The following is a 4295-nucleotide window of genomic DNA, read 5'->3' on the forward strand; positions in this document are numbered from 1 at the left end:
AACTTCCCCAACAGTTATCTCACATCCCGGATACTGAATTGGAAGTCGGACTCTCTGCTTACAAGGTAAATACGGCAGACACCCCTCACTTTCACCCTCGAACACGCGAATATCAGTACGTATTAAGCGGGAGGGCTCTACTGCGCGACATCGGCACAGGCGAGACGCACGTTTTGGAAGCCGGCGACTTCTATGTTATCGAACCTGGCGTTGCACATGTTCAAAAGTCCCTGGCCGGCACTCGCATTCTGTTCTTCAAGCACCCCGGTGGCAATGACAAGACCCTCATCTCGGCAGATGATGATTTGACTGCTTGGCTTGAAGACCTTGACTTCTAACAGTGGACGCATAGCCTTCGCGGAAGGCTATGCCCATTGAAACAGGGAACATACCGCCGATTTCGAATCAAGACATTCATGCGTCAATCCGGACGCGCCTTTGTTGTACTCTTTACGCTCGGGTACTCGGCGATGGAGATTTCCATCTTCTACGTCGATGCGCTGGAGGCCCACAAGCTCCCAATCCTAGTCATCTTCTTCTCTTCCATTGTGGCTGCCGCTGCGCTGCATGGCGTAACGGCCCAGTTCAAGTTGCGAGAACTGGGCGTAACGGTTGGCAAGGGATTCGAAGTACGCTTGGTCATAGACGACTTTATGAACAATGTGCGTCGCTTCAGCAACGCCTCATGTGTCTTTGGTGTGAACAATCGTTTCGCTGTGATGGGGCTGAAGGAAGACTCTATCCATGCTGCTTTTTTGCGCGAGTACTTCGGTGAGAACGACGAACAGCACAACCAGTTGGTCTTAGACCGCGTCCTCGACCCAAAAGGACTGGTCGACGCGGGAACAGTCACGGGGCATTTTGGGCAACTAGGAGAACGACCCCAGTACGCGCATGGGACAGTGGCATGTCTGCCTTTCGGTCAGAACGAGAAGCGTGCCGCACGGAACGCGTTTCTTCTGGTTAATTCAACGCAGACGAACTACGGTTTCGACGGCGGCCGCCACACTGCCGATAGCATTCAGCAAGTGTGGGCATTCCATGAACGCAACCGTCTGGTCACGGACCAGATTATCTTCTCCTTGGTCGGCACCGGCCACTCAAGCGATTTGAGCAAGATGGAATCGGCCTTCCACATTATTGACGAGTACTTCGTCCACCTCAGCAAGAAGTCTCACGATCCGGTCCGCATCCGAAAGCTCATCGTTTCGATTCATCCGCAGACAGTCATCTCCGGGGAGATCAATCTCGAGGTTCTCAGAGCATATGTGGCAGCACGGTGCTCTATGTACCTAACCCTCTGAATCAGGACAGCAGCGCTAAACATTAGAGAGCCGATTTGCGGCGCGAGCCGCTCGACTCTCGAAAATCAGGGGGCGCTCACTGTCAGCCGCGCAGGTAATCCAGTTGGGCGGCGACGGAGGCTTCGGCGGCGAGCCGGACGGCGGCGTCGATGTCGGTGTAGACGTGGTCGGTCACGTCGTCGACGCTAGCGTCGGCGCCGAGCTGCTCGAGGGCGGCGCGGATCTGGTCCAGTCTGAGCTGGCGGTGGCTGGCGTACTCACGGCAGATGGCGGACAGGTCCGGCAGGGTGCCGCCGTGGGCCGGTAACACGTGGGCCGGGCCGAGGATCTCCAGCCGGGCCAGTGAATCCAGGTACGGGCCCAGCCGACCGTCGGGGTAGGCAATGATGGTGGTCCCGCGTCCCAGGATGGTGTCGCCGGTGAGGACCGAGCCGTGCGGGCCGTCGGCGGGCAGGTGGAAACTGACCGAGTCGGCCGTGTGCCCCGGCGTGGCGAGAACGTGGATGTCGACGCCGGCGGCCCGGATCACCTCGCCGTCACTGAGCGGTTCCCCACCGAAGCACAGCGCCGGCTCCAGCGCGCGCACGGGGGCACCGGTCAGGTTATGGAAACGCTCGCTGGCCTCGGTGTGGTCAATGTGGTGGTGGGTGATCAGCACCAGTTCCACGTCACCGGCTGCCGCCAGTTCGGCCAGATGGACCTCGTCCAGCGGCCCCGGATCCACCACGACCACTCCGCTGCTCTCCGGCGCCGCAATCACGTACGATTGCGTGCCGTCCAGGCTCATCGGCCCCGGGTTGGGGGCCAAGCGGTAGCGGGTCAGGTCGCTGCTGCGGACGAAGGCGTGATTCTGTTCAGCGGTCACAGAGCCATCCTCGCATCTCCCCCAACGTCGCAGAACTGCTGAGCAGGAGGCCTCCGCCGCCGTCGTAACATTCCCGCAATATGAAGGGATCGGTTCATATTTGCCCGGACCATGCCGAAATGTGACATCGGTCGCATAAGCTAAGGATCTGCACGGGCCGCTGACGGCGGCACGACGATGGACGGACGATGCGCGCATCACCGGCGGACGGGGGGATCAGTGCTGGAGGAAGTTCACTCGACATTCGATGTGCAACTGGACGACGACGGACTGCTGGTGCTGACGCTCCATCGCGGCCTGAGCATCGGCGCCGAACTGGCGCAACAGGTGGTTGACCGCCTCTTCGACGTGGTCGGCGAGCGGCGGGTGGTGGTGCTGCTGCGGATCGCCGGCGTGCGCTGGGCAACATCGGAGGCGCAGATGATCGCCCAGTCCTTCACGCCCTCCGTGGCGCTGGCGGTGCTCGGCAATGGGCCGGTGGACCGCGTGCTGGCGAACTTCTTTCTGCGGATCTTCGACGATGAAGATTTTGCCCGGTACTTCGACGACGAGGTCGAAGCGCGGATCTGGCTGGCAGCCCACACCGAACGCCTGGCGACGCTGGAGGCCGACAAGACCGCCGTGTAGCAGCCGGCACCGGGCCGGCCGGGCCTGGCTTTTCACCGTGGAATAAGTCCGTGCGGCAGCGGGGTTGCCCTGATGAACCCATTGCTGCTGCACGATAGGAAAAACTCCATGGCGGAAACACAGAACACCACGTCCCTGGCAGAACTGCTGGCCGAGTACGACGTGACCGAGCACGACCACGCGGCGGCAGATCGCCATAGCGGGATGCAGCACATCCACAACCACGCCAACGGGGACATTGTCTGGTTCCCCACCTGGCAGAAGAACCGTGAGACGGCCGACTGGGAAACCGCGGTCAAGGAATTCACCGCCGAACTTGAGGCTGCGGCGGCGGACGGTGCGGATGTCTCCGACGCGGCATCGGGACTGCTGGCGGCACGCCTGCAGACCTTGCTGGAGCAGGCCGCGGACGCCCCGGACGCCAATGTTTTCATTCGCGACAACCTGGCCCGCTACCTGTCGGAGACCTGGGCGCTCGGCGACGCCTACGCGCTGACGAGCGGAAAGGAGCTTCCGGGCGCGGCCTCGCCGGCCGGAATCTTCGCGTCCTTCCCGTACGAGGTCTACGCGCGCGACGGCGGCAGCTTCGCCTCCGCGCTGTGGAACGATCTGGTGGATGCCCGGAAAAACCGGATTGCCGCCGAAGAGGCAGAGCGCAAGGCGCTGAAGCCGGTCTCCAAGAAGGCCCGGAAGGCCGCCGAGCGCAAGGCTGCTGCCTGGAAGCGGTAGCCGCACTGACGGCGGGGGTTCCCGCGGAAGGCGGGCCCCGCCGTCGTCCTTCTCCTGGCTCAGAACAAAAGCAGGAGGAGGACGATCAGCGGCAGGATGGCCTGGGCCAGGGCGCTCTGCCAGAGGCCGCGTTCGGTAAACAAGAGCACCGCGCCAAGGACCACGTGGGCGATGCAGGTGAACACCACCATCGTCTCGCCGATGGCCGTTCTGCCGCCGGCGGCGATGAAGACCCCGACGATGAGGACCAGTCCCCAGACCATGTTGTAGAAGCCGAGGTTGATGGTCCAGAGCCGGACCGCCGCCACATCTTGCGGCCGGATCAGGAACAGCCTGTGAAAGCGTGGGTCGCGGAAGTAGAACGCCTCAGCGATCCCGACGGCGATCAGGACCAAGCCGAGGATCACGGCAAGCAGGTAAGCCACCCCGGTCATGGACCTAGTGTGTCCCGGGGTGCCTTGGAAAGGAAGCGGAGGTTAGGCCAGCCGGGTGAGCCAGCCGCGTGAGTCCTCCACCGCGCCGGTCTGGATGCCGAGCAGTTCCTGGCGGATGGACATGGCCACGTCGCCGGAGCCGCTGTTCGGGGAGGCGATGCTCCAGCCGTCGGCCTTCAGTTCGCCGATCGGGGTGATGACGGCGGCCGTTCCGCAGGCAAAGGCTTCGGTGATGTCACCGGCGGCCACGCCGTCGCGCCATTCGTCGATGGTGATCTTGCGTTCCTGCACGCCCAGACCGCGGTCCTTGGCCAGTTCGATCACCGAGGAGCGGGT

The 4295-nt window shown here is 62.6% G+C and carries 6 protein-coding genes and 1 pseudogene; 4 read left to right on the forward strand and 3 right to left on the reverse strand.

What is annotated here, in order from left to right; translation table 11 throughout:
- Together AC5RWT_RS34920 and AC5RWT_RS34925 are read left to right on the forward strand one after the other, a co-directional pair.
- Positions 1-338, forward strand: a 338-nt coding sequence (locus AC5RWT_RS34920) for a cupin domain-containing protein (protein ID WP_494084222.1), incomplete at its 5' end; no start/stop codon positions are given.
- A gap of 36 nt (positions 339-374) precedes the next feature.
- Complete coding sequence (locus tag AC5RWT_RS34925) at positions 375-1304, forward strand: hypothetical protein (RefSeq protein WP_494084223.1); 930 nt, start codon at positions 375-377, stop codon at positions 1302-1304.
- 82 nt (positions 1305-1386) lie between these two features.
- On the opposite strand, the gene AC5RWT_RS34930 is transcribed toward AC5RWT_RS34925, so the two are convergent.
- Positions 1387-2169 carry an MBL fold metallo-hydrolase gene (locus AC5RWT_RS34930; protein WP_494084224.1) on the reverse strand — a complete coding sequence of 261 codons (783 nt, stop codon included), beginning with the start codon at positions 2167-2169 and terminating at the stop codon, positions 1387-1389.
- A 219-nt stretch (positions 2170-2388) separates the two neighbouring features.
- Here AC5RWT_RS34930 and AC5RWT_RS34935 point away from each other — a divergent pair, with 219 nt between their 5' ends.
- Both AC5RWT_RS34935 and AC5RWT_RS34940 read left to right on the forward strand, forming a co-directional pair.
- Complete coding sequence (locus tag AC5RWT_RS34935) at positions 2389-2796, forward strand: DUF7793 family protein (RefSeq protein ID WP_494084225.1); 408 nt, start codon at positions 2389-2391, stop codon at positions 2794-2796.
- Between the two features lie 108 nt (positions 2797-2904).
- Positions 2905-3525 (forward strand): hypothetical protein, encoded by a 621-nt coding sequence (locus AC5RWT_RS34940; RefSeq protein ID WP_494084226.1) that lies wholly within the window; start codon positions 2905-2907, stop codon positions 3523-3525.
- Between the two features lie 59 nt (positions 3526-3584).
- On the opposite strand, the gene AC5RWT_RS34945 is transcribed toward AC5RWT_RS34940, so the two are convergent.
- The gene (locus tag AC5RWT_RS34945; protein WP_494084227.1) at positions 3585-3959 is read right to left on the reverse strand and encodes a DUF1304 family protein; all 375 of its coding nucleotides are present in this window, start codon (positions 3957-3959) and stop codon (positions 3585-3587) included.
- A 42-nt stretch (positions 3960-4001) separates the two neighbouring features.
- A pseudogene (locus AC5RWT_RS34950) lies at positions 4002-4295 on the reverse strand (branched chain amino acid aminotransferase); the annotation flags it as partial.

Source organism: Arthrobacter sp. Dra40, assembly GCF_059091905.1.

Excerpts from the sequence above, each read along its gene's own strand:
- AC5RWT_RS34940 (WP_494084226.1), top strand. The coding sequence starts at position 2,905 with ATGGCGGAAACACAGAACACCACGTCCCTGGCAGAACTGCTGGCCGAG.
- AC5RWT_RS34945 (WP_494084227.1), bottom strand. The coding sequence starts at position 3,959 with ATGACCGGGGTGGCTTACCTGCTTGCCGTGATCCTCGGCTTGGTCCTG.